The 24895-nt window shown below is 37.4% G+C and carries 21 protein-coding genes; 9 read left to right on the top strand and 12 right to left on the bottom strand.

The features are described 5' to 3' along the window. Positions 1 to 147 precede the first annotated feature (147 nt). Both gltB and B176_RS0108415 read left to right on the top strand, forming a co-directional pair. Entirely contained in the window at positions 148 to 4665 is a 4518-nt protein-coding gene (gene gltB, locus B176_RS0108420) for a glutamate synthase large subunit (protein WP_017258360.1), read from the top strand. Positions 4666 to 4670: 5 nt separating this feature from the next. Further along, positions 4671 to 6149: a glutamate synthase subunit beta gene (locus tag B176_RS0108415; protein ID WP_017258359.1), complete on the top strand. Its 1479-nt coding sequence runs from the start codon at positions 4671 to 4673 to the stop codon at positions 6147 to 6149. 79 nt (positions 6150 to 6228) lie between these two features. Here the strand turns inward: B176_RS0108415 and B176_RS0108410 are convergent, their stop codons facing one another. The 4 genes from B176_RS0108410 to B176_RS0108395 form a co-directional block, all read right to left on the bottom strand. Next, positions 6229 to 7470, bottom strand: a complete 1242-nt coding sequence (locus B176_RS0108410; protein ID WP_026063232.1) for a nucleoside permease — start codon at positions 7468 to 7470, stop codon at positions 6229 to 6231. A 102-nt stretch (positions 7471 to 7572) separates the two neighbouring features. Beyond that, positions 7573 to 8169, bottom strand: coding sequence for a bifunctional nuclease family protein (locus B176_RS0108405; protein ID WP_017258357.1), 597 nt, complete (start codon positions 8167 to 8169; stop codon positions 7573 to 7575). A gap of 236 nt (positions 8170 to 8405) precedes the next feature. Then, positions 8406 to 9383: an electron transfer flavoprotein subunit alpha/FixB family protein gene (locus B176_RS0108400; protein ID WP_017258356.1), complete on the bottom strand. Its 978-nt coding sequence runs from the start codon at positions 9381 to 9383 to the stop codon at positions 8406 to 8408. A gap of 200 nt (positions 9384 to 9583) precedes the next feature. Next, complete coding sequence (locus B176_RS0108395) at positions 9584 to 10321, bottom strand: electron transfer flavoprotein subunit beta/FixA family protein (protein ID WP_017258355.1); 738 nt, start codon at positions 10319 to 10321, stop codon at positions 9584 to 9586. 46 nt (positions 10322 to 10367) lie between these two features. Between B176_RS0108395 and B176_RS0108390 the strand changes: the two genes are divergently transcribed. Both B176_RS0108390 and chrA read left to right on the top strand, forming a co-directional pair. Continuing rightward, positions 10368 to 10697: a tetratricopeptide repeat protein gene (locus B176_RS0108390; protein WP_017258354.1), complete on the top strand. Its 330-nt coding sequence runs from the start codon at positions 10368 to 10370 to the stop codon at positions 10695 to 10697. Positions 10698 to 10978: 281 nt separating this feature from the next. Further along, entirely contained in the window at positions 10979 to 12190 is a 1212-nt protein-coding gene (gene chrA, locus B176_RS0108385; protein ID WP_017258353.1) for a chromate efflux transporter, read from the top strand. 154 nt (positions 12191 to 12344) lie between these two features. Here the strand turns inward: chrA and dnaJ are convergent, their stop codons facing one another. The 5 genes from dnaJ to B176_RS0108360 form a co-directional block, all read right to left on the bottom strand. Then, on the bottom strand, positions 12345 to 13517 hold the full coding sequence (dnaJ, locus tag B176_RS0108380; protein ID WP_017258352.1) for a molecular chaperone DnaJ: 1173 nt from the start codon (positions 13515 to 13517) through the stop codon (positions 12345 to 12347). A 97-nt stretch (positions 13518 to 13614) separates the two neighbouring features. Continuing rightward, on the bottom strand, positions 13615 to 14211 hold the full coding sequence (locus tag B176_RS0108375; protein WP_017258351.1) for a nucleotide exchange factor GrpE: 597 nt from the start codon (positions 14209 to 14211) through the stop codon (positions 13615 to 13617). A gap of 134 nt (positions 14212 to 14345) precedes the next feature. Further along, positions 14346 to 15026: a cell division ATP-binding protein FtsE gene (locus tag B176_RS0108370; RefSeq protein ID WP_017258350.1), complete on the bottom strand. Its 681-nt coding sequence runs from the start codon at positions 15024 to 15026 to the stop codon at positions 14346 to 14348. Further along, on the bottom strand, positions 15026 to 15229 hold the full coding sequence (locus tag B176_RS0108365; RefSeq protein WP_017258349.1) for a hypothetical protein: 204 nt from the start codon (positions 15227 to 15229) through the stop codon (positions 15026 to 15028). The genes B176_RS0108370 and B176_RS0108365 overlap by 1 nt, the downstream gene beginning before the upstream one ends. Before the next feature lie 72 nt (positions 15230 to 15301). Then, entirely contained in the window at positions 15302 to 16327 is a 1026-nt protein-coding gene (locus B176_RS0108360) for an acyl-CoA reductase (protein WP_017258348.1), read from the bottom strand. 89 nt (positions 16328 to 16416) lie between these two features. Here B176_RS0108360 and B176_RS0108355 point away from each other — a divergent pair, with 89 nt between their 5' ends. From B176_RS0108355 to dinB, 3 genes are all read left to right on the top strand, one after another. After that, a complete protein-coding gene (locus B176_RS0108355; protein WP_017258347.1) occupies positions 16417 to 16770 on the top strand; it encodes a 4Fe-4S dicluster domain-containing protein in 354 nt (117 codons plus the stop codon). 95 nt (positions 16771 to 16865) lie between these two features. Further along, the gene (locus tag B176_RS0108350) at positions 16866 to 17519 is read left to right on the top strand and encodes a metal-dependent transcriptional regulator (protein ID WP_017258346.1); all 654 of its coding nucleotides are present in this window, start codon (positions 16866 to 16868) and stop codon (positions 17517 to 17519) included. Positions 17520 to 17600: 81 nt separating this feature from the next. Further along, positions 17601 to 18779 (top strand): DNA polymerase IV, encoded by a 1179-nt coding sequence (dinB, locus tag B176_RS0108345; protein ID WP_017258345.1) that lies wholly within the window; start codon positions 17601 to 17603, stop codon positions 18777 to 18779. Positions 18780 to 18899: 120 nt separating this feature from the next. Here dinB and B176_RS0108340 read toward each other — a convergent pair whose 3' ends face one another. Both B176_RS0108340 and B176_RS0108335 read right to left on the bottom strand, forming a co-directional pair. Then, a complete protein-coding gene (locus B176_RS0108340) occupies positions 18900 to 20387 on the bottom strand; it encodes an OmpP1/FadL family transporter (protein WP_017258344.1) in 1488 nt (495 codons plus the stop codon). Positions 20388 to 20400: 13 nt separating this feature from the next. Then, on the bottom strand, positions 20401 to 21444 hold the full coding sequence (locus B176_RS0108335) for a hypothetical protein (RefSeq protein ID WP_017258343.1): 1044 nt from the start codon (positions 21442 to 21444) through the stop codon (positions 20401 to 20403). Between the two features lie 99 nt (positions 21445 to 21543). Here B176_RS0108335 and proS point away from each other — a divergent pair, with 99 nt between their 5' ends. After that, a complete protein-coding gene (proS, locus tag B176_RS0108330) occupies positions 21544 to 23016 on the top strand; it encodes a proline--tRNA ligase (RefSeq protein WP_017258342.1) in 1473 nt (490 codons plus the stop codon). A 159-nt stretch (positions 23017 to 23175) separates the two neighbouring features. Then, a complete protein-coding gene (locus B176_RS0108325) occupies positions 23176 to 24393 on the top strand; it encodes a cystathionine gamma-synthase (RefSeq protein ID WP_237739813.1) in 1218 nt (405 codons plus the stop codon). Here B176_RS0108325 and B176_RS0108320 read toward each other — a convergent pair. Next, a complete protein-coding gene (locus B176_RS0108320; RefSeq protein WP_017258340.1) occupies positions 24390 to 24890 on the bottom strand; it encodes a DUF4251 domain-containing protein in 501 nt (166 codons plus the stop codon). The two genes, B176_RS0108325 and B176_RS0108320, sit on opposite strands and share 4 nt — an antisense overlap. Positions 24891 to 24895 lie beyond the last annotated feature (5 nt).

Below are 24895 nucleotides of genomic sequence, written 5' to 3'. Positions count from 1 at the left end.
ATAATTAAATAATATTTTACACTGTTTTTAATATTTAACGTAATTAGATATCGATTTGTTGAATATTTCATAAAAAAAACAGCAATTATTTAGATACTAATATTATTTCATACTTTGACAGCCCAATCCCAACTTTAATACACTTTAATGAATCAACTCGATCAAACTCAAGAAGGACTATATGATGCTAAGTTTGAACATGATGCATGTGGTACTGGATTTATCACAAACATTAATGGAAAAAAATCGCATCAGATAATTGTTGACGCACTTACCATGTTAGAAAACATGGAGCATAGAGGCGCTTGTGGCTGTGACCCAGATAGTGGAGACGGTGCAGGTATTATGATACAGATACCTCATGAATTTTTTCTTGAGGAATGTATGACCGATGCAATAGCTTTAAGAGAACCCGGCGATTACGGAGTAGGGATGATGTTTTTACCTAAAAAAGGTCATGACAGAAAAGCATTAAGAAAGCTTGTAGAAGCATGCGCTACGCAAATGGGGCTTCCTGTTTTAGGCTACCGAAAAGTACCCGTAAATTCTGAGGTAGTTGGTGAAACCGCTAGATCTGTAGAACCTTTAGTTAGACAGATTTTTATAGGTAAGCCTGATCATATTATTGATAATGATGATTTTGAACGTAAGCTTTATGTACTAAGAAGGCTGATTAGCAAAACCCTAACTGAAAACGTGGGTGTAGCAGAAGGAGAATTCTACTTTACTTCACTTTCTTCAAGAGTTATTGTTTACAAAGGTCAGTTAACTACGTATCAAGTACGTCAATACTATCAAGATTTGCAAAATGATAAAGTGGTGTCTGCTTTCGGTATGATCCATTCTCGTTTTTCAACCAATACTTTTCCATCTTGGAAATTGGCGCAACCGTTCAGATACATCTCTCACAATGGTGAAATCAATACGTTAACAGGTAATTTAAACTGGTTTTATGCTGGCGTTAGATCTTATATCTCTCCATACTTCACTCCAGAAGAAATGGAAATACTATTGCCTGTTATTGATAACAACCAATCCGATTCTGCTTGTTTAGATAATATCGTGGAAGTTTTAATGCATTCTGGACGTTCACTACCTCATGTAATGATGATGTTAGTGCCAGAAGCTTGGGACGGAAATGAAGCGATGGATCCGCTGAAAAAAGCCTTTTACGAATTCCATGCAACCATTATGGAGCCATGGGACGGACCTGCAGCTTTAACTTTTACCGATGGCAAGCTGATTGGATCTATTCTAGACAGAAACGGATTACGCCCATTAAGATACGTAGTTACCAATGACGATAGAGTTATTGTTGCTTCAGAAGCTGGGGTATTAAAAATTGATGAGAAAACGGTTATCCGTAAAGGACGTTTGCAACCTGGTAAAATGTTCTTGATTGATATTGAGCAGGGAAAAATTATTACAGATGAGGAGATTAAACATCAGATAGCTAATCGTCAGCCTTACGGCGATTGGATTGATAATTATAAAATTAGGTTAGAGGAATTGCCAGAACCTCGGGTTTCTTTTACAAAAATGTCTAAGGAATCGGTTTATCGTTACCAAAAAGTATTTGGTTATTCCCGCGAAGATATTGACACCATTATTAAGCCAATGGCCTTGGATGGTAAAGAACCAATCGGTTCAATGGGTACTGATGTTCCATTGGCGGTTTTATCAGACAGGCCGCAACACCTTTCCAGTTATTTTAAGCAGTACTTTGCGCAGGTAACTAACCCGCCAATCGATCCAATTCGTGAGCGTTTAGTCATGAGTTTGGCAACTTTTATTGGTAACAATGGAAACATCCTTGATGAGGATAAAATGCATTGCCATTGTGTAACGTTAAAGCAACCAATATTAAACGATAGTGAGCTAGAAAAATTGAGGAGTATAGATACAGGCCTATTTAATGCCAAAACTTTACAAACTTATTTTAAAGCTGATGGTTTAGAAGGTTCTTTACAGAGAGGTTTGGATAGACTTTGCCGTTATGCAGAAGATGCTGTAAATGATGGTTTTGAAGTTTTGATTTTATCAGATAGAGCAATTGACTCTGAGCATGCGCCAATTCCATCTTTATTGGCAGTATCTGCAGTTCACCACTTTTTAATCAAAAAAGGATTAAGAGGTGCTGTTGGGCTGGTGATGGAAGCTGGAGATGTTTGGGAAGTTCATCATTTTGCTTGTTTATTGGCATTTGGTGCTACCGCGATAAACCCTTATTTAGCTTTAGCATCTATCCATGCGATAAAAATTGATGAAAGATACGATACGCCTTTAGACGAAACCGTACTCGTGAAAAATTATGTAAAATCTGTTTGTGATGGTTTATTAAAGATTTTCTCTAAAATGGGAATCTCTACCTTACAATCTTATCACGGTTCTCAGATTTTTGAAATATTAGGAATCAGCAAAGAGGTTGTTGACCAACATTTTTCTGGAGCGGTTAGCAGAATTGGCGGTTTAGGTTTAGATGAAATTGCTCGCGAAGCTTTATCTAAACATGTGTCTGGCTTTAAAGATGATGCAGAACAGTTATTACCCGAAGGCGGTATATATCAGTGGAAACGCAGGGGCGAAGCACACTTATTTAATCCAACAACTGTTCACTTGTTGCAGCATTCTACAAAAACTGGTGATTACGAAACCTATAAAAAATACGCACATGCGGTAAATAATCAAAAAGAAAAGATGTACACCTTACGTGGACTTCTGGATTTTGCCAAACACCGCGAATCAATTTCTATTGATGAAGTGGAACCAGCAGAAAACATTATGAAACGCTTTGCAACGGGGGCAATGTCTTTTGGGTCTATTTCTCACGAAGCACACAGTACTTTAGCTATTGCCATGAACAGAATTGGCGGTAAAAGTAATACAGGAGAAGGTGGTGAGGATGAAATGCGTTTCAAGCCATTAGAGAACGGCGATTCTATGCGTTCCGCAATTAAGCAGGTTGCATCTGGAAGATTCGGCGTAACCATTAATTACTTAACAAATGCTGACGAGTTACAGATAAAAATGGCTCAAGGTGCAAAACCTGGAGAAGGTGGACAATTACCAGGGCATAAAGTTGACGATTGGATTGCCAGAACCCGTCACTCAACGCCGGGAGTAGGTTTAATTTCTCCGCCTCCACACCATGATATTTATTCTATCGAAGATTTAGCACAGCTGATTTTTGATTTAAAAAATGCAAACAGAGCTGCTAGAATAAATGTAAAATTAGTTTCTAAAGCAGGCGTGGGTACAATTGCAGCAGGTGTTGCTAAAGCGCATGCCGATGTAATTTTGATAGCTGGTTATGACGGCGGAACTGGAGCTTCTCCAATAAGCTCTATCAAACATGCTGGTTTACCTTGGGAGCTTGGTTTAGCAGAAGCACATCAAACGCTTGTTAAAAATAAATTGAGGAGCCGTATTGTATTACAAGCCGACGGACAACTAAAAACAGGTAGAGATTTAGCGATTGCAGCTTTACTAGGTGCCGAAGAATGGGGTGTTGCTACGGCTGCTTTAGTGGTCGGCGGTTGTATCATGATGCGTAAATGTCATTTGAACACTTGCCCCGTAGGTGTTGCTACTCAAGATCCAGAGTTACGTAAATTATTTACCGGAAAACCAGAACACGTGGTTAACCTGTTCAAATTTATGGCCGAAGAGATGAGAGAGATTATGGCAGAACTTGGCTTTAAAACCATTAACGAAATGGTTGGTCGGGTTCAGTTTTTAAAAGTACGCCCCGATATCACACACTGGAAAGCTAAAAAATTAGATTTTTCGGCATTATTGCATCCAATGGTTTACCCCAAAGGTTTAACCTTATATAATAGTGAAGGTCAGGACCATGGTATGGATGAGATTATTGATTGGAAACTTTTAGCAAATGCAAAAGTAGCTTTAGAAAGTAAAACGCCAGTTTTTGGAGAATTTACATTAAAAAACACCGATAGAACTGTTGGTACAGTACTATCGAATGAAATAGCTAAAATTTATGGTTCAGCTGGCTTACCAGATAATACCATTAATTATAAATTTACCGGTTCTGCAGGTCAAAGTTTTGGCGCTTTTGCGGCTAAAGGTATTTCTTTTGAATTAGAGGGAGAGGCAAATGATTACGTTGGTAAGGGCTTATCGGGCGCACAGTTAGCAGTTTATCCTTCAAAAGAGGCTACGTTTAAACCAGAAGATAATATGATTGTGGGTAACGTAGTACTTTATGGTGCAACCTCTGGAGAACTATTTATTCGTGGGCAAGCAGGAGAACGTTTTGCAGTAAGAAACTCTGGAGCAACAGCTGTTGTTGAGGGCGTGGGAGATCATGGCTGTGAATATATGACTGGCGGTATCGCCTTAATTATTGGTAAAGCAGGAAGAAACTTTGCAGCAGGAATGAGTGGTGGAGTTGCGTTAATCTATGATATAGATGGAAACTTTGCTGATAATTGTAATATGGAAATGGTGGATTTAGATCCGTTGGATATCAAAGATGAGGAGCAAATTATCAAATTATTGCGTAAGCACAATCAATTAACAGGCAGTGCGGTAGCTAAATATTTAGTTGAAAACTGGAAAGATGAATCATCAAAATTTATCAAAGTATTTCCAAAAGAGTTTAAACGAGTTTTAGCAGAAAAAAAGCAATTACAATCAACTTAAAAAAAATGGGAAAAATTACAGGATTTATAGAGTTCGGCAGAGAACTACCGGAAAAAGTACCTGCAAAAGATAGGGTAAAAAATTATAAGGAGTTTGTAGGTACGTATTCGGAGGAGAAACTGAATCAACAATCTGCAAGGTGCATGAATTGTGGCATTCCATTTTGCCATAATGGCTGTCCGCTTGGGAATGTTATACCAGAATTTAACGATGCCGTTTACAAGAAAAACTGGCAAGAAGCATATAAGATATTAACGTCTACCAATAATTTTCCGGAGTTTACCGGTAGAATATGTCCGGCTCCTTGCGAATCAGCTTGCGTTTTAGGAATTAATAAGCCCGCAGTTGCTATTGAAGAAATTGAAAAGCATATTATAGAGATTGCTTACGAACAAGGTTTTGTTAAGCCATATAATCCAATTTTAAAAACAGGGAAATTAGTAGCAATTGTTGGATCTGGACCTGCTGGTATGGCAGTTGCAGCGCAGTTAAATAAAGTTGGGCATGAAGTTACTGTTTACGAAAGAGACGATTATGCTGGCGGACTTTTGAGATATGGTATTCCAGATTTTAAACTAGATAAAGCGGTTGTTGAGCGTAGGATTGATGTGATGAAAGAAAGTGGTATCAACTTTAAGTTTAATACCGAAGTTGGTAAAGATATTTCTGCAAACGAGTTGGTAGCTAGTTTTGATGCTGTTGTATTAGCTGGTGGCTCAACCATTCCTCGTGATTTGCCAATTCCCGGAAGACAGTTTAAGGGTGTTTATTACGCCATGCAATTTTTAAAACAGTCAAATAAAAGGGTGGCAAGTATAGCTTTTGAGGAAGAGGAGATTTCTGCCAAAGACAAAAATGTAGTAGTAATTGGCGGTGGCGATACCGGCTCTGATTGTGTTGGTACATCAAACAGACAAGGTGCGAAATCGGTTACGCAGTTTGAATTGATGTTTCAACCACCGAAAGAAAGAACGATTAACATGCCTTGGCCACAGTATCCAATGTTATTGAAAACAACAAGCTCTCACGAAGAAGGTTGCGAACGTTTTTGGGCGATTAATACCCAAGAGTTTATTGGAGATGCTGATGGTAATTTGACCGGCTTAAAAATCAGTGAAGTAGAATGGGAAAAGGACTTTTTAGGTCGACCAACAAAATTTACGGGTGTTGAAGGAACAGAGAAGATTATCCCTTGTGAAAGAGTTTTCTTGGCAATGGGTTTTTTAAACCCTCAATATGAAGGAATGCTTGAGCAGTTAGGTGTAAATCTTGATGGACGTAAAAATGTAGACGCTGTAGAAGGCAAATATAAAACAAGCGTTGATAAAGTATTTGCTGCTGGCGATATGCGCAGAGGACAGTCTTTGGTTGTTTGGGCGATATCAGAGGGTAGGGAAGCGGCCCGTAAGGTTGATGAATACTTAATGGGACACTCTTCTTTAGAAAGTAAGGATGCTATTAATTTGTTTGAAGACGCAGTTTAGTAATAACTAATAAATTACAAAAGCCGTTAGATTGTTTATCTAACGGCTTTTTTGTTGATAATGAATAAAAAAGGTTTTGTTAATGTTGCAAGTCAACTAATTCTTCTTTAATATGTTTGTATTTAAAGATAAAAGGGAATATGATGGCTAGCAATAAAGCATAACCAGCAAAAGAGAACCAAATGTACTCCCAGTTTCTAACACCGTTAACTGTAAAGTGATCAACTACCCAACCGCTTAAAATACCTCCAAAAAAAGCGCCTAAACCGTTAGTCATAATCATAAACAAACCCTGCGCACTTGCTCGAATAGTAGGGTCAGATTCACGTTCTACAAACAATGAACCCGAGATATTGAAGAAATCGAAAGCCATTCCGTAGATAATCATAGAAAGTACTAATAGGTACAAGCCGTCGCCCGGATTTCCAAGTCCAAAAAGTCCAAACCGTAAAACCCAAGCTAAAATACTAAATAGCATTACCTTCTTAATTCCGAATTTTTGCAGAAAGAAAGGGATGGTTAGAATGAATAAGGTCTCTGAAATTTGAGAAATAGAAAGTAGTAAATTTGGATGCTGTACACCGAAAGAATCAGGATAAACATTCTTGAAATCGTCTAAAAAAGAACCTCCAAACAAATTGGTGATTTGTAACGCTGCTCCTAAAAACATAGAAAAAGTAAAGAAAACAGCCATCTTTTTATTGCGGAACAATACAAAAGCATCTAAGCCAACGCTGTTTGCAAAACTCCTTACATTGCGAACTTTTGAAGGCGGGCGCTTAGGCATCGTGAAAGAATAAAGTCCTAAAAGTAAACCCGCTAAGCCTGCAACATAAAGCTGATTTGCATTTTTTGTCCAGCCCAAAAAATCGACAGTCCACATGGCGGCAATAAAACCAATAGTTCCCCACACCCTAATAGGCGGGAATGATTTAATAATATTTAACCCGTTTTTTTCTAAAGCATTGTACGACACCGTATTTGCCAAAGCAATAGTTGGCATGTATAACATCGAATTAAAAAGCATGATGATATAAAGGGTAGGATAGTCTGTTACGTGGGCGGCAACTAACAAGAGTAAAGCTCCAAAAATATGGCACAAGCCTAAAACTTTTTCTGCGTTGTAAAAGCGATCGGATATGATACCCATAATGGCGGGCATAAATAAAGAAGCAATACCCATTGTGGAAAAGATACTGCCCACTTCAACCCCGGTAAACTTTAAGGTCACTATCATGTAGCCACCTAAAGATATCAGCCAAGCTCCCCAAACAAAGAACTGGAGAAAATTCATGACAATTAGACGTACCTTAATACTCATAAATGAATGCTTAAATTAGAAATAAGAAGCCTAATATATGTATTCTCAACAATATTAAATGCAAAAACTGAGTATGTAATTTTGAAGAATAATCTCTAAAACCTAATTAGCTTGGCGCTTGGTTATTTCGTCACGAATTTTAGCGGCTTTTTCGTAATCTTCATGGGCAAGTGCTTCGTTGAGTTGCTTTTGCAACTCCTCGTCTGAATGGGTGCTGAAAGTATTTCCGGACTTTTCTGGAGTTTCAGTTTTAGCAGGTTCAATGTTGTCTAAAAAAACGAAGTCGGTTCCTTCAATAACAATCCCCGCTGAGGCTAAAATAAATTCGTAAGTGTAAATAGGGCAACCAAAACGTACCGCAAGCGCAATTGCGTCGGATGAGCGAGCGTCAATTTCAATGTTTTTCTTACCGTCGTTACAAATAAGTTTACTAAAAAACACACCTTCTACTAGGTTATAAATAATAACTTCTTGAACGTTGATATGGTAAGCATCAGCAAAAGATTTGAATAAATCGTGAGTAAGTGGCCTACTTGGGGTCATTTTCTCAATCTCGATAGCAATAGCCTGCGCTTCAAAACCACCAATGATAATTGGCAATCTTCGTCGTCCGGTTACTTCTCCTAAAACCAAAGCGTACGCTCCAGATTGTGTTTGGCTGTATGATAAGCCTATGATGTCTAATTTTAGTTTCTTCATCCTTTATCTAATCCCCAAAAATAAAAATATGAGCTTTTTAAACGTTTCGTCATTTCGAGGTACGAGAAATCTCACAAGTAAAGTGGACATATAGTATTTGATACCGAGTTGTGAGATGTTTCCTGTCGTCGACATGATGGAACTGCTAATCCCTCACGCAAAGGCGCTCATAAAAACAAAATACATCTTGACAAACTTAAAGCCAAAATGTATTTCAGTTTTATTTCATCGCGAATTTAAGAATTTGCTTTTAAAGATTTTACTGCTTCTATTAATTTAGGTACAACTTCAAAAGCATCACCTACAATTCCGTAATCTGCAACCTTAAAAAATGGTGCTTCGGGGTCTTTGTTAATCACTACAATTACTTTTGATGAAGAAACACCTGCCAAATGCTGTATAGCACCTGAAATGCCGATAGCAATATATAAGTTTGGTGAAATAGCAATTCCAGTTTGCCCAACGTGTTCGCTGTGTGGGCGCCAATCTGCATCTGAGACTGGTTTTGAACAGGCCGTTGCAGCCCCTAATAAATTCGCCAATTCTTCAATCATTCCCCAATTTTCAGGGCCTTTTAAACCACGACCAGCACTTACTACCAGTTCGGCATCAGGCAAAGAAACCTTGTCGGTTGCCCTTACAATTTCTTTAATGATGGTTTTAAAATCAGAATCTTTATTTTCTGAGGTAAAAACTTCTACGTTTGCGCTTCCACCATCTTCTACAACTTTATAGCTGTTTGGCGTTAAAGAAATAACTTTGTTTTCAGCGGTAACTTCAACCGTTGCAAATGCTTTACTTGAAAAAGCAGTGCGTTTGATGGTAAAACTTCCACCATCGGTATTTGGTAATTCAATAGCTCCGCTAATTACAGCAGCATCTAATTTAACACCAATACGTGGAGCCAAACCTTTACCCGAAAACGAGTTGGATAATACCACCACATTTGCATTTTCTTTTTTTGCAGCTTCGGCGATAACCGATGCGTAAGCTTGGTTTATAAACGATTTTAACTTCTCGTTGTTAACGTTTAAAACTTTGCTTGCACCATATTTACCCAAGTTTTCCAGTTCGGCAGAAGCTACATCACCAATGGAAATAGCGGTTAAGCTGGTGTTTAGTTGGGTTGCGATTGTCTTTGCATAAGAAACCGCTTCGAATATTGATTTTTTGAATTTGCCCTCGGCATTTTCTACATATACTAAAACAGACATATTTTATATTTTTAGAGATAACGCTTTAAGTTATCAGGGTTTTTTATTCTCTTTTCTCTTTTGAAGAAGCTTTTCTCGTTCGGATGATTTGCGTTAGGGATAGGAGCGACATCCTTTTTTTGTGTGCCCTTCGGATCTGCTTAGGGTGACAAAAAAAGATATAGCGGATAGCCCGCCCGAACGCCCAATAGCTATCGGCACTAAATCACTTTTGCTTCGCTGTGTAAAAGTTCAATCAACTTTTCTGGCTCTGCGGCATCAACTAACTTTACTGTTCCGCGAGGAGCTGGTGTTTCAAACTTCACAATTTTTGAAAGTGATTTTACCTCAATAGCTTCTAAAACAGCTAAAGGCTTAGTACGAGCGCTCATAATCCCTCTCATATTCGGGATTTTCCATTCTGCAACACCTTCAGCGGTACCAGCTACAAAAGGAAAAGGGATTGTGATAATTTCTTTACCGCCTTCAATTTCTCTTTCTACGGTAGCTTTATCACCGTCCACATCTAGTTTTTTGATAATAGAAACAGAAGGAATATCCAATAATTCGCCCAACATGGCGGTAACTTGGGCACCATTATAATCGATGGATTCGCGTCCTGCTAAGATTAAATCGAAAGACTGATCTTTGGCGTAATTGGCAATTTGCTTAGCTACAAAATAAGCATCGGTAGGTTTAGCGTTAATTCTTACCGCATCAGTTGCTCCAATGGCTAATGCTTTTCTAATAGTAGGCTCTGTACTTGCCTCGCCAACGTTAATTACAGTTACTGTTCCGTTTCCGTTCTCTGTTAATTCAATTGCTCTGGAAAGGGCAATCTCATCATAAGGGTTTAAAACAAACTGTACTCCGGCTTCATTAAAATCGGAATTATCATTCGTAAAAGTTATTTTTGTGGTCGTATCTGGTACGTTGCTAATACAAACTAAAATTTTCATATTATTGTGGTTTTTACAAATTTAATTTTTTAATACGTAATTATAAATGACGATAGACAGATTAGGACGCTTACTTGAGTTTTTAAAAAATGAACCCAATGATCCGTTTTTAAAATATGCGCTTGCTACTGAATATCTTAGGTTAAATAACACCGAGGAAGCCCTACGGTTTTATTTAGACTTGGTAGATAAACATACAGATTATATTGGAACTTATTATCATTTAGGGAAATTATACGAGCAATTAGAACGGCAAAATGACGCTTTGAAGACGTATGAGCAAGGTATTGAAATTGCAAAACGAATAAAAGACCAACATGCTTTGAGCGAATTATTAGGCGTGTATAATAGTTTGCAGGATGAGATGGAGGACTAGTGTTAAGTTAAAAGTAGAAAGACTTATATTGTTGATAATAAGTTTTTTACCATGATATTTTTATGTCGTATTATACTTAGCTTAACACTAGTTTAGTATAAGGAGTTTTAGGCATTAGACTTGGGTGGAGGATGGGTAGAAAAAAGCTCATTGGTCATTAGGCTTTATTTGTTAATAAAAAGAGTTCACTAGTTGTATTGGCTTTGAAAAAGAGGGTTTCCATTTTCAGGATAATTTAGTCTTGATTCTTTTATTTTGCTTCTTAAATAAATACTCATCAGTTGAAAGGAAAACGATTTAGAAAACTAATTTTTTTAAGAGACGTTTTGGCGTTTATGCTTACTTCTTTTGGTGGGCCACAGGCACATTTGGCAATTTTGCTGAATGATTTTGTAAAGAAAAGAGCTTACTTAACAGAGGAGGAGCTAATGGAGCTTTATTCTTTGACACAGATTCTCCCTGGTCCGTCATCTACGCAAACTGTGGTGGGGGTAGCTTATAAAGTGGGTGGGCTTTCTTTAGCAATAATCACCTTTTTGATATGGGTTGTTCCGGCAGGTGCAGTAATGTGTTTTATAGCAATCAATCTCGAAACTTTTTCTTTAAATGCTAGTTTTTCTAAAGTTTTAACGTTTATTCAACCTATTGCGTTGGGAATTGTGGCTTATGCCACATATTCTTTTGGTAGAATTGCTTTAAAAACAGACATCAATTTGATTTTGGCAGCTTGCGCAGTTGCAGCGAGTTTAATTTTACGCAGTCCGTTTGTATTTCCCATTTTAATACTTTTGGGTGGGATTATCAGTTCCGCAACTGACGCACCACATGAAGAAGACCAATTGAGGGTAAAGCTTTTCTCTAATATAAATACTAAAAAGGTAGCTTATTTTATCGGTATTTTATTGCTTTTTGGTTCCTTGGGAGCGATAATTAGTCGTACATCTCCTTTTAGTTTACCTATCAGACTTTTTGAAAATTTTTACCGTAACGGGATCATCATCTTTGGCGGAGGGCAGGTTTTAGTGCCTTTAATGTACACCGAATTCGTAGACGTTAAGCACTATTTGACGGGGCAAGAGTTTTTGTCTGGATATGCACTTCAGCAGATTATTCCAGGACCAACATTTTCGTTCACCTCTTTTGTCGGCGCAATGTCTTTGGGGAATAGAGGGTACGGGATTAGTGGACAAATTTTAGGGAGTGTAATTGGCGTTTTAGGAATAAACGCACCAGGTGTAATTCTAATTCTTTTTATTGTTCCCTTTTGGGAAGATTTAAAAAAAATAACCCGTATAAAGCGATCTTTAAGCGGGATTAACGCGGTTGCAGTTGGTTTTATGGTAGCTGCCTTTGTTTTATTAATGAAACCTGTTGGGATCAATTACATGAATATTGGAATTATAGTAGCCACTTTTTTGGTGCTCAAATTTACCTCCACTAAAACACCATACATTATTTTAATGGGCGTTTTGGCTGGGATATTTTTAGCTTAATATTCCGAGATTTTCTATTGAACTACTAACTCGATGGTATTTTACAGAATATTGGAAAGCGAGGTTCTTAATCACATCGTAGTTAGAAATAAGATCCTAACCAAAAAAAGCTGCCCCAATTAAGTGACAGCTCTCCGTTTATTTTCAAAGTTTTCTACTCAAAATACTCTTTCATCCTATCGAAAAAGCTTTTTTCGTTTTTACCAGGACTTGGTTTAAAATTTTGAGATTCTTTTAATTTTTCTAATACTTCGCGTTCTTCGTTACTTACAATTTTTGGAGTCCAGATATTGACTTGAATCAACTGATCACCTTTATGGTAAGAGTTTACTTCGGGGATACCTTTTCCTTTTAAGCGTAGAATTTTGCCACCTTGCGTACCTGGATCTAGTTTTATCCGAGCTTTACCATCAATTGTGGGTACTTCAATGGTAGCACCTAAAGTTGCATCTACAAAACTTACGTGTAAATCATATATTACGTTAATACCTTCTCTCTTTAAAGTTTCGTGAGGAGTTTCTTCAATTAAAATAATCAAATCTCCCGGAACACCACCTCTCGGTGCTGCGTTTCCTTTACCACTCATACTCAGTTGCATTCCTTCGCTTACACCAGCTGGGATGTTGATGCTAATGGTTTCTTCTCCACGCGTTACACCGTCGCCGTGGCAAGTATTACATTTAGACGTAATGGTACTTCCTTCACCATTACAGGTAGGGCAGGTGCTGGTAGTTTGCATCTGACCTAAAATGGTATTGGTTACTCTTCTTACCGCTCCGCTACCACCGCAGGTTTTACAGCTAGAAAAAGAATTTTTATCTTTTGCTCCGCTGCCGTCGCAAGTATTACAAAGTACTTGTTTATTAACTTTTATCTTTTTTTCAACGCCGTTGGCAATTTCTTCTAAAGTAAGTTTTACCTTAATTCTTAGGTTGGTTCCTTTCTGCACTCTTCTTCCGCCACCACGAGACTGTCCGCCACCGCCACCAAAGAAACTATCGAACGGACTGCCACCGCCACCTCCAAAAATATCTCCGAACTGGCTAAATATGTCTTCCATATTCATGCCTCCGCCACCGCCGTAGCCACCACCAAAGCCTCCTTGTGCACCAGCATGACCAAATTGATCATAACGTTGTTTTTTCTCGGGATTACTTAAAATCTCGTAAGCTTCGGCTGCTTCTTTAAATTTATCTTCTGCGCCTTTATCATCTGGATTTTTATCCGGATGGTATTTAATGGCCATTTTACGATAGGCTTTCTTAATTTCATCAGCTGGAGCGCTTTTTGAAACTCCAAGTATATCGTAATAATCTCTTTTGCTCATCTGTTTTTTAGTTTTGATGGATTGAAGGAGAGAATGATAGAATTATGCGAAATACATTTTATTCATTCATTCAAAACTCAAACCTTCATTCATTATTTTATGCTCCAACAATTACCTTAGCATAGCGAATTACTTTATCATTAAGCATGTAGCCTTTTTCAGCTTCGTCAATTACTTTTCCTTTTAAATCAGGAGTAGGGGCAGGAGCGTTGGTAATAGCTTCGTGGATATCGGCATCAAATGGTTGGCCGATAGACTCCATTGCTTTTAAACCTTTTTGTGCTAACAATGATGTTAATTTGTTTTGAATCAACTCAACACCTTCTTTAACCGGCTTAACGTCTGAAGCGGTTTCCATTGCTTTATTAGCTCGTTCGAAATCATCTAAAATCCCTAATAAAGACACAATTACATCTTTTCCAGCAGTTTGTAAAAGCTCTATACGTTCTTTGGTTGTACGGCGCTTGTAGTTGTCAAATTCTGCATATAAACGTACATACTTGTCGTTAAGCATTGAAACCTCAGATTTTAACTTGTCGGTTTCGCTAAGTTCTGCTTCCTCTGGTTGGTTAACTCTAGCCTCGTTAACTTGCTCTATCTCTTCTTGAACGTCCTCTTGCTCGCGAGTCTCTTCGTTGTGGTCTGTCATTTTAGTACTTTCTTCAGTCTCTGAAACCTTTTTTCTATTAAACATAGCTATAAAATATAACGATTTGCAAATACCAAACATACTGCCATTCCATAAAAGCAGTCAACCTGTCAGTTTTCAAAATGAAACACTTACAAGTTGACTGCTTTAGACTGTAGTTTTGTTCGGATGGATTGTTTTTATACGGTGGCGTCTTCTATTACTCTGCCGTTTTCGCACTTGATAATACGAGACGGGAAGGTACGAATGATGTGGTAATCATGTGTTGCCATTAAAACCGCGGTACCAGATTGACTAATTTGGCGCAGTAATATCATAATTTCTTCTGAAGTCTCTGGATCTAAGTTTCCAGTAGGTTCATCGGCTAAAATAAGTTCAGGATCGTTCAATAAAGCCCTAGCAATTACAACTCTTTGTTGTTCACCGCCCGAAATTTCGTGAGGCATTTTCTTCATTTTGCTACGTAAACCTACTTTCTCTAAAACGTCTTTAATCCTTTCGGCAATCAGGTTTTTATCTTTCCAACCGGTCGACTTTAAAATGAAAGCCAAATTTTGTTCGATGGTTCTATCGGTTAACAGCTGGAAATCCTGAAAAACGATTCCTAGCTTTCTTCTCAGAAACGGAACATCATTTTCTTTTAAGTTTTTTAGCTGATAGCCCACTACATCTCCATCTCCGTTCACAATGTGTAAATCGCCATAAATAATTTTTAACAAGCTACTTTTGCCCGAACCTGTTTGCCCAATCAAATAAACAAACTCGCCGTTATCTACGTGTAAATTAACGTTAGAAAGAACCAAGTGCTTTTGCTGAAAAATATCAATGTTGTTGAGTGTTATAACTGAATTACCAACCATTAGATGTCTAATTTTAAAATTTGTCCGAAGGGTAAATCTTTTACCGCTTCCATAATATAACCAACCTTATCAGCCAGTCCAATTTTTTCAAGTGATTTATCTGGTCTATCAACCCTAAAATAGGCTAAAAGTGTAAAGTGATCATCTCTTAACTGCACATAATCGGGGATTTTTGCAACTCCCTTAACTTTTATCACATACATTTCACTCTCCCTGTTAAACCAATGCAAGCAAAGGTAAAATTTTTAAATACCTATTTTTAATAATTTTTGAAATCAAACTAACGCAGTTAAAAAAGCAATTGTATCAACACCATCAGCGTAATCCCATAATTTAGGGCTTTGGCTTTCTCCGAGTTTTACTTTAGCGGTTGGTAATTCTACATCGCTATTGCTTACTACAACCTGTATATTGTCTTTTTCGGTATTAATATAATTTATCGCTTCTTCCAAAGAACCATATTCTTGATAAAAAACTGCAGATAGGGGCGATGTTATTTTGTCGCTTTCGGTAACTAACAAAAAGCCATTGTCAAAATGCTTGTTTTTATTGATCAAATAAATAGACTTGTTATAGTCGTAATTGTTTTGATACTTATGATGATTTAGAATCTCGTTAAATGGTTCTATAGCTTCAAAAAACGGTATAAAATTATAGTCTTTTGGCACCAGTAATTTGGATACGTTTCTACAGCCTAAACCATAATAATCAAAAATATCGTTTCCTAAAAGGTGAAGTTCTTCCTTGCTTTCATCACCGGTTAAAAGCGCTATGCTGTTTCTGTTTTTACGGATAATGTTTGGCACTTTAGCAAAGTAATAATCGAAATAACGAGAACTGTTATTGCTTCCCGTTGCAATCACGGCGTCAAAATCTTCTAACTTTTGAACAAATACAATCTGGTTTTCAAATGCAGGCTCAATTTCCGTTAACTTTTTCAGTAGAAAAGGAATTAGGTTATCATCCTGCGAAGACAGTTTTATCAAAGCAATATTACCGGTTAAAAGTACCGCCAATACATCATGAAAACCTACCAATGGTAAATTCCCAGCTAAAATTAAGCCTACTTTTTTGGGTCTTTCAAAATTGAGATGATATCCTGATAGCCAATTGTTTAAATCATACTGATTTAACATTTGTCCATTTGCTAACACTGCTTTACCTACCTCATCTTTGGTGAACCAAGCGTTTTTATGTTTGGCACTTTCAACTAGGTTTTGCAATTCATCATCGCCGTTTAATAAATAATCACCCAACTGCTTTATTGCTATAATCCTTTTTTCTTTACTAAAAATCGACATTATTGAAATTCAAATCCTTAAAATGTGTTATATTTGCGATTAATTAAGAACTACAAAAATACGTTTAAAGACGTAAGAAAAAACAAGATATGGCAATTATAATTACAGACGAGTGCATTAACTGCGGAGCTTGTGAGCCAGAGTGCCCAAACAATGCAATTTATGATGCAGGTCAGGCCTGGAAATTTTCTGAAGGAACTAATCTAAAAGGAATTATTGATTTTGGTGACGGAGAAACACTAAATGCAGACGAAGTACAGTCGGCAATTTCTGATGAGGTTTACTACATTGTACCAGATAAGTGTACAGAATGTAAAGGATTTCATGATGAGCCTCAGTGTGCTGCAGTTTGTCCTGTAGATTGTTGTGTGGATGATGAAGACGTAAGAGAAACTGAAGAAGAGCTATTAGCTAAGAAAGCTTGGTTGCACCAAGAAGACTAGTGTTTTTTATATTTATTTAGAAGCATCTGTCTTTTAGGCAGGTGCTTTTTTTATGGGTATATTTTAGCTGTTAAATTTTTTATCTTTGACCCACTATGCTATCATTTACAGAAGAAAACTACCTAAAAGCATTGCTTAAGATAACCATTGATAACAATGTTGTTGAGGTAGGTACAAACGAGCTTGCGTCGCATCTTGATGTAAAGCCAGCAACCGTTACAGATATGTTGAAGAAGCTTAAAGAGAAGCAATTGATCAACTATGAAAAATACGGTAAAATTAGCTTGAATGATAACGGACGTAAAATAGCTTTAGAGATTTTACGGAAACACCGTCTTTGGGAAACGTTTTTATACCAAAAACTGGACTTTAACTGGGACGAAGTGCATGAGATAGCAGAACAGCTTGAGCATATTAAAAGTGCGAAACTAATTAATAAACTAGATGCGTTTTTAGATTTCCCTCAGTTTGACCCGCATGGCGATCCAATCCCGACCGAGCAAGGTGAAATTAAAGTGACTTATAAGAAAACACTCTCCGAAGTTTCTGTAGGCGATGTTTGTAAACTGGTTGCCGTTAAAGATAATTCTGCCGCTTTTTTACAGTACGTAGTTAAAATAGGTTTAGGAATTAGCAGTATAATTAAGGTTATTGGGCGTCAAGATTTTGATGCCATGATGATGATTGATGTGGACGGTACAACCCACCATGTTAGTGAGAAATTTGCTGAGAATGTTTTTGTGCTTTAAGCTTTTTTAACCTTTTATATTAAGTAACTGCGATGCTAATTAATTTAGTTTTGTAGGTTTGTGTTTCGCTAAATAATTATCATGCACAAACAGATTGTCCATATTGATTTAGATTCCTTTTTTGTTTCTGTAGAGTGCCGTAAAAACCCTGATTTACTGGGAAAACCTGTGGCTATAGGCAGTACCACTGGTAGAGGTGTGGTTTCGTCATGTAGTTATGAAGCTAGGAAATTTGGGGTGCATTCTGCCATGCCTTGTAGTCAAGCGCAAAAGCTTTGTCCCAGTATAATCTTTGTCTCGAGTAGTTATGGTGATTATTCTGACGCATCTAAAGAAGTTACCCAAATTATAGCCGACGCTGTTCCCTTATTTGAAAAAAGTTCTATCGACGAGTTCTACATTGATTTAACTGGCATGGATAAGTTTTTTGGAACCTTAAAATACGCAACCGATTTACGGGAAAGAATTATTAGAGAAACCGGACTTCCTATTTCTTTTGGACTTTCGAAAAATAAAACAGTTTCAAAAATTGCTACAGGTTTTGCAAAACCAAACGGATTTAAGTATGTGCCGTACGGTACCGAGAAAGATTTCTTAGCGCCTTTAAATATCTCAAAAATCCCGATGATTGGTAAAAAGACGACAGAAAAGTTGAACCAATTGGGCTATCATACCATTGCTGATTTACAACGACTATCTAAAAGTTTGTTAATTGCTAAGTTTGGTAAACAGGGAGAAGTAATGTATTTAAAAGCTAATGCGTTAGATGAAAGTGTAATTAGTCCCTATGTTGATCGGAAATCAATCAGTACAGAGAATACTTTTGGACAGGATACTAGCGATACTTCGATTTTGGAAACATTTATCATCTCAATGACGGAAGATCTTTGTTTTAAAATGCGGAATGAGAATTTTGTGGCTGGATGCATCAGTGTTAAAATCAGGTACGATGATTTTAGTACGTTCAATCAACAGGTAAAAGTAAGCTACACATCTGCCGACCACTTATTAATTAAGCAAGTGAAGCAGTTGTTTGCGCAACTATATCAGAAAGGCAGATTAGTTAGATTAATAGGAGTGAGGCTTTCTGATTTGAACAGAGGTCATCATCAGATTCATTTATTTGATGATAGTGAAAACCAAATTCAGCTTTATAATGCTTTGGATATTATCAATAATAAATACGGCAGCAAAACAATTCACAGAGCAGCCACAACGGCTATCAAAGTAAAATCTCATAATCCTTTTGGGAAAGAGTAACTAATATTTTAGCCTTATAATCTTGAAATGTAACAGTTTGCATTCATTCTCAATGTTTTTACATAAAAAAAGCAGATTGATAATAAAATCAATCTGCTTTCCTGTGCTTGTTATACTTTATTAAAATCTAACCCCAAAAGTCAATGCAATTTTATTTGTGCGTGTTTCAATTGCTGCGTTTGGTTGATTGCCAGCACTCAAAGTGTAGTTGCTGTAATTTAAATTTTCGTTGGTATTGATTAGCGCCGCATCTAAATAATAATCTCCGAACCTATAGCCCACACCTCCAGAAATTGAGTTTACAGCATAATCTTTATCATCGAGATTTTGATACGGATTTCCTACAGAGCGGTAGCCTGCTCTTAAAAGGAAACTCTTATCTAACTTATATTCACCTCCAATGCTATAATTAATCGTATTCTGATAGATGCTCGTAATATCTCGTTTAGTATCCATATCTATCCTGTTGTTTGTAGACGAAAGTTTTATAGTTGAATAATCTACAAAACCAATGTCGGCAGAAATAAACCCCTTGCTACCAATAAAGTAAGAAATTCCTCCGTTTAACTTTAAAGGTGTTCTTAAGCTATATTCGAAAGGATACGAATCATCATCGCTGTTGCCAGTTCTTATATTGTATAGAGACTCTGAATAATTATCAGTTACAGAAAACCAAGTTGGTGATTCAAAAGACAAACCCAAGCGCAGTTCTTCGACAGGTTTGAATATAGTACCAATCTTTAAGTTGACTCCAGAACCTTGGGTGTCAAAGTACTTTACGTAATCTACATCGTAGTTTTGATCTGCACTTGTCCCTGGGACGCGATAAACACCAATTTCACTAACTCTTTCGGTAGATGTGTAGTTAAAGTTTGCCAATCCAAATCCAGCACCTAAAAATAATTTATTACTGATGTTAAGTCCTACAGAAAAATCGACGTTTCCATTGGTTCCTTTTCTTTTTACATCATAACCTTGATCAGAATTTGTGGAAGTAATAGCTTCGTAAGGATCTGCGAAAGTTGCATCGTAATAAGTCAAGTTAGACTTATTGGCGAGATGATGTACATTTGATAAAAGTCTATCTGGTGCAGCAGGGTAGCCGTCGTCATCAATATCTTTGTTTGAACCCTCTGTAAACAAATCTCCCAACCCATTATTGTTGGTTATTCCTTTAAAATTAAAATCGTTGGTAAAGCTTTTTCTTTGCTGATACCCTATTCCAAAATTCACACTTAATAGGCCTTTTTTGGTGTCACCACTTTTATAGGTTCTCGTATGAAATACTACGCCCAGGTTGCCAAAGTCTAAATTGTTATTTTTAATATCTGATTTTGAGTTAAATGCGTTTACTTTACTGTTGTTCAAGCTAAGTTCTGGCGTTAAGCTAAACTCAGACCTACTGAACATCCCCAAACCCGCAGGGTTGCCGAAAACAGAACTGATATCGCCACCAACGGATGATTTTTGACCACCCATAGCTCCAAATCTAGCATCAACGCTGTTTTCGAATTGTGAAAATCGAAAAGCATCGCTGGTGTATTGAGCAAAGCTGTTAGTGCTAGCCATTAAAGAAATGGCTAGTATTATTGTTTTTTCTAATTTCATGTCTAATAGTTAATTACCGTGATGGTCTGCCAGATGATGAACGTCCGCTACTTGAAGAACCGGAAGATGACGAACCGCTGGAACCACTACTTTCTGTTGAACGTGATGGGGTGTAGCTAGGTGTCTCACTTCTAGTTGGTCTACTCGTAGGGCGACTTACGGGTTCTGAACTTCCACCTCTAGAATCACTTCCGCTATCTCTAGTAGGACGCGTTGGTCTGCTACTAGGTTGGCTTGTTGGCTGTCGCTGCCCCTCAGTTCTCTGATCTGTTGAGGTTCCTGTAGGTCTTGTGGGTCTGCCGTAAGGATTGTAATTCCCATCACGGTCTGCACTTTGCGTTCTTCGGCCATTATCGCTAGAACTTGGTCTTGTCACCCTTTCGTTCGGCATTGGAATTCTACTGTTTCTATCCGCACCTCGCATATTGTCATTACTTCCGGAAGGTCTTGGCTTTAGTGTTCTAGTTGTTCCGTAATATCCACTGCCATAGTATGGGTTTCCGTAATAACCGCCTCCATAATAACCTCCGTAATAATTTCCATAATAACCAGGGTTGTAGTAAGAGTAAATACCCCAATAAGGTGAATTACCGTAAAAAGACCCGTAATAATTAAAATAGCTGGTATTATAAAAAGGCATATTATAATTGTAGAACGGTGTATTGTATCCTAAAGAAAAACCCCAACCGTTTCCATAAAAATTGTTAAAACCTAAGTAAGATGACGGGCCAAAAAATGGGTCATAAGAATAACGATCCATGTAATAATAATCCCGCCAGCTATAATTATTTCTCCAGTTGTCTATATCAAACCTCGAAGTGTTTTCATAACGATCATAATAATAGTCGTCATTACGATCATAGCCGTTTCTGTCAGAATAATTTCCTTCCTTATAAGACTTCTCCGGCACACTAGCATAAGTTGCTGGAATGGCTTCTACATCTTTAAAATATACGTCATCTGCATTTTGTGTTGCAAGCCGTTCAGTAGAGCAGGAAGCAAGGCTAGCTGTAACTACAGCAAAAATTAAAAATTTGAATCTATTGTAGGTAAACATGGCAATATGGTTTGTTGGTGTAAAGCTTTACTAATTAAATTTATAACTTTGACCAAGTAAATATTATTATAAAAATACAAAAATTATTCCAAATAAAACATGAGCAAGGGCTTAACAAGCAGATCAGAAGACTATTCCCAGTGGTATAACGAATTAGTTACAAAGGCAGACCTTGCAGAACATTCTTCTGTAAGAGGTTGCATGGTAATTAAACCTTATGGTTACTCCATTTGGGAGAAAATACAAGCAGTTTTAGATCAAAAATTCAAAGATACTGGTCATAGTAACGCATATTTTCCTTTATTTATTCCAAAGTCATTTTTTTCTAAGGAAGCTTCTCATGTTGACGGCTTTGCTACTGAGTGTGCAGTAGTTACTCACTATCGGCTTAAGAACGATGGCAACGGCAATATTATTGTTGACGAAGATGCCAAGCTAGAGGAGGAATTAATTGTAAGACCTACGTCTGAAACCATAATCTGGAACACTTATAGAGGATGGATTCAATCATACAGAGATTTGCCGATTTTAGTAAACCAATGGGCCAATGTGGTACGTTGGGAAATGCGTACAAGACTTTTCTTAAGAACCACTGAGTTTTTATGGCAAGAAGGGCATACCGCTCACGCAACTTCCGAAGAGGCTGTGGCAGAGGCTACGCAGATGCTTCATGTTTATGCTGATTTTGCTGAAAACTGGATGGCTATGCCGGTAGTTAAAGGAACAAAAACAGCTAATGAACGCTTTGCAGGTGCTTTAGATACACTTTGTATTGAAGCTTTGATGCAGGACGGTAAAGCTTTGCAAGCTGGAACTTCTCATTTTTTAGGTCAGAATTTCGCCAAAGCATTTGATGTAAAGTTCACCAGTAAAGAGGGTAAATTGGAACATGTTTGGGCCACTTCCTGGGGTGTTTCCACGCGATTGATGGGTGCTTTAATTATGGCGCATTCTGATGACCAAGGGTTGGTTTTGCCTCCGAAATTAGCGCCGATACAGGTGGTAATTGTTCCTATTTATAAAGGTGATGAAGAGCTTGCTAAGATTTCTGCGGAGGTTGAAAAGATTACAATTGCTTTAAAAGCCAAAGGAATTTCTGTTAAATATGACAATAGAGATACACAACGTCCTGGGTTTAAATTTGCCGAGTACGAGTTGAAAGGTGTTCCTGTAAGATTGGCTTTTGGTGGAAGAGATTTGGAAAATAACACGATAGAAATGGCTCGTAGAGACACGAGAACTAAAGAAACAGTTTCTAGAGAAGGTATTGCAGATGTAATTGAAAAACTTTTGGAAGATATACAGGCTAATATCTATAAAAAAGCGTTTGATTACAGAACAGAAATGACCACCGAAGTAAATTCATACGATGAATTTAAAAAGGTATTAGCAGAAAAAGGTGGTTTTATTTCTGCCCATTGGGACGGTACATCAGAAACGGAGACCAAGATAAAAGAAGATACCAAAGCAACAATTAGATGCATTCCTTTAGATAACAAAAAAGAAGAAGGGGTTTGTATGGTTACAGGAAAGCCTTCACAAGAGCGAGTTCTTTTTGCATTGGCGTATTAGAAAAAGAGAGCCTCATCCTAAATCCTTCTCCGAAGGAGAAGGACTTGCCTGTTTTGTTGGAAATAGATGGGATTTAATTTAAGAACATACTAAATATTTTAGAGTACTGGGAATATAAATTAGCCACACTAACTTTAGGAAAGGTTTGGAAAGATAAAGATGACGAACGATATGACAGAAAAGAATAGCAACAATGCAAGTACTCCCTCTCCTTCGGAGAGGGCTGGGGTGAGGCCTTTTGGTTTCGGTACAAAAGCGATACACGCAGGTCAACAACCGGATCCAACAACCGGTGCGGTAATGACACCAATTTATCAAACATCAACTTATTGGCAGAAAACGCCGGGAGATAATAAAGGTTACGAGTATTCAAGAGGAACAAATCCAACTCGTAAAGCGTTGGAAGATTGTATGGCTGCGTTGGAAAATTGTAAGTATGGTCTGGCTTTTTCTAGCGGAATGGGTGCTACAGATGCAGTTATGAAAACGCTGATGCCTGGCGACGAGGTAATTACTGGCAACGATTTATATGGTGGTTCTTATCGGATTTTTACTAAGGTTTTTGCAAACTATGGAATCAAATTTCATTTTATAGATTTAACAGATCCAGCTCATATTTTGGATTATGTTAATGATAATACCAAGATGGTTTGGGTAGAAACACCAACAAATCCGATGATGCAAATAATTGATATTCAAGCAGTATCGGCTATTACTAGATCAAAAGGTTTAACTTTGGTAGTTGATAATACTTTTGCCTCACCCTACTTACAAAACCCGGTTGATTTAGGTGCGGATTTAGTGATGCACTCGGTAACCAAATATATTGCTGGTCATTCTGATGTGGTGATGGGTGCTTTGTTAACGAACGATGAAGAACTTTATAAAAAACTTTGGTTTATCTATAATGCTTGTGGCGCAACGCCTGGTCCGCAAGATTCATTTTTAGTATTACGTGGAATTAAAACTTTGCATCTACGGATGAAAGCGCATTGTGAAAACGGAGAAAAAATAGCTCAGTTTTTAAGAACGCATCCTAAAATAGAAAGAATATATTGGCCTGGATTTATAGACCACCCAAATCATGATATTGCAAAGAAGCAGATGCGTGGTTTTGGCGGGATGATATCGATAGTTTTAAAAGACGCGGATTTGGCCGAGACATTTAGAATTGCTGGTTCTTTTAAAGTTTGGACTTTAGCTGAGTCCTTAGGCGGTGTTGAATCTTTAATCAATCACCCTGCATCTATGACTCATGGCTCCATTCCTAAAGAAGAGCGAGAAAAAGTGGGCGTAGTTGATAACCTACTGCGCTTAAGTGTTGGTGTAGAAGATGCTGACGATTTAATTGCTGATCTAAAGAATGCGCTGAGTTAAGGTTTTTCGATAGTTCCGTTAAAAGAAATAGCATCGCGATTATTACTGTTTACATTTAATGTTGCGGTGCCACTTTCAGATATGCTTAAAAACAATCTACTTGCTTTATCTGTGTTTTTGGGTACAATGGTAAGCTCAATTATTTTACCCAACTGTTTTTTATCGTAAGTAAATTTAGTAGTGGTAAACTGAATTCCGTTGTCGTTTGAGCCATAGGGAGCTTGTTGCGCTACGCCAAAATAGGGTAAATAACAGTCGAGCGTATCTTTGTTGATTTTTAAATAATAGGAACCATTTAGCTGTCTTAAGCGAGAATCAATTAGCGAAGCTCGCAGAGGATTTGCTTGCTGGGCCACAAACTTAAACGAATTGCTTTTTACCAAACTATCAATTAAAGATACTCTGGCTTGTTTTTCTTTCTGAGTTGCACATGCGCTTAACAAAAAACAAAACCCTATAATAAAGCATATTTTATAATTTAGACCTAAGTTTTTCATAATTA

It is taken from the genome of Pedobacter arcticus A12 (assembly GCF_000302595.1).
GTDB lineage: Bacteria > Bacteroidota > Bacteroidia > Sphingobacteriales > Sphingobacteriaceae > Pseudopedobacter > Pseudopedobacter arcticus.
Note: the sequence above shows the minus strand (reverse complement) of the source record. Positions and strands in the feature narration are given on the sequence as shown.